We start from the raw sequence: 1,597 nt of genomic DNA on the forward strand, positions 1-1,597 counted from the left end.
GCTTTTTCAATTTTATATAGCTGGAACGTGTGCCAAAAGGCTGCTTCCTAGGCATAACTACGAATAACTTTCCGAGCTTTCAGCTCAAAAAGTCATTCTAGGTTATGCTACGGAAGCAAACCCGCCTTTTGGCACACTCCCATTTTTATTTTGGTTCGATATTTTTATGATGACAAACTTATTTTGAATCCGACGGTGTTTGTTTTGTGAGTGCTTTTGCGTTGCGCCGTCTCTTCAAGAAGTACTCGGTTCCAATGAACGCAAAACCGAAGACAGTGATCCAGATTCCCGCAAATAGTCCTTGCGGCCAGTAAGTAAAGACAACCTTATGATGGCCTTTGCTAATTGGAATATAGGTAAACATTTTTGCCCATTGCTTGGGCTTAACCGACTTACCATCAACAGTCGCGTGCCAACCTTTTTCAAATGGAATGGTGGTCGTTAACGACTGGTTATTTGATTTCACATCAACCGTACCGGTTAATTGATGATCATTCCACTTGGTAACCTTATATGGATGACTGTTTAAATCCTTGGAGAATTGCGCGATCTTTGAGTTATGAACCTTGTAAAGCTTAACGTCTTGAAGGAGGGCGTTATTCTTATTGACAAAGATTTGCACATTCGCAGTTGTGTTAATCGTGGTTCCCGTTGCGATGTTTGCAATGATTGTTTTCTCAGATGGCGTAAACTGCGTTTGGGCTTGGCCATCAACCGAAATTGAAATATTGCCCTTATTGATTTCAGTTCCCAAGGTCATGTAGTATGACGTATTCTTTTCAATTGGAACCGTGAAGATAATGTAAGACATTTCCAGTAAATTCTTCTTTTTCAAAACAGCGTTATTGAGTTGTGAAATTGGCTGAATATTGTTATATCGAATGTCCGTGTATTTAGCCGGTTCAAATAAATTGTTGATTTTGGGATCCAATCGATGGGCAATTTCATTTTGATACGTGATCGGACTTTTTGCAATTTCGTTATGTTTCATTCCAGATTCAGGACTTAAGAACCCAATTGGAACGGCATATGGATTTTGATAGGTCCCAATGAGTTGATCTTGGTCCAATAACGTATAGTTGTTGTAATCAGGCTTTCGGGTCATCGTTGTTAGCAACTGTTTTTTCGGCTTCTTATTTGGGTTGGCTTCAGGAATTTGGTGACTCATATAGTACTTCATGTTCAGGAGCGAATCCGTAAACATGGTTCCGTTTGAATAGAGGACAAACGAATCACCATTTGGTTGACCAATGTTTTTAAAGAATTGTGAAGTCGACGATTCAAGCGTTGAGGAGAAGATAGAACCACCATTAAAGTTCCCGGTGAAAGCATCGTTTTTTGTCCGTGAGAATGTTGTTCCCAAGCGATAGAATCCACGGTCTTTTTTCTGAATGGCGCCGACATGTTTTCGAATCACACGTTCAAATGCCGTGTAGTCTGTTGCTTTTAAATAATCTAGATGATTCAATGAAGTTACCATATTCAGGGCCATTTCGCCACTCATTAAAATCGCCAGGGTGATCCCCAAGACAAGATTTTGTCGATAAAGGCCGATAAAGATCACTAATCCAAGTGAGACAACCAGGTAAATGCATCC

General features: G+C 40.1%; 1 protein-coding gene. It reads right to left on the reverse strand.

Annotation, left to right across the window (positions count from 1 at the left end; all coding sequences use genetic code 11):
- Window positions 1-178: 178 nt before the first annotated feature.
- The coding region (locus tag AB3112_RS11355; protein ID WP_367334555.1) for a YfhO family protein at window positions 179-1,597 on the reverse strand (1,419 nt) is incomplete at its 5' end.

The sequence above is a fragment of the Lentilactobacillus sp. genome, from assembly GCF_040773105.1.
In the GTDB taxonomy this organism is placed as follows: Bacteria; Bacillota; Bacilli; order Lactobacillales; family Lactobacillaceae; genus Lentilactobacillus; species Lentilactobacillus parabuchneri.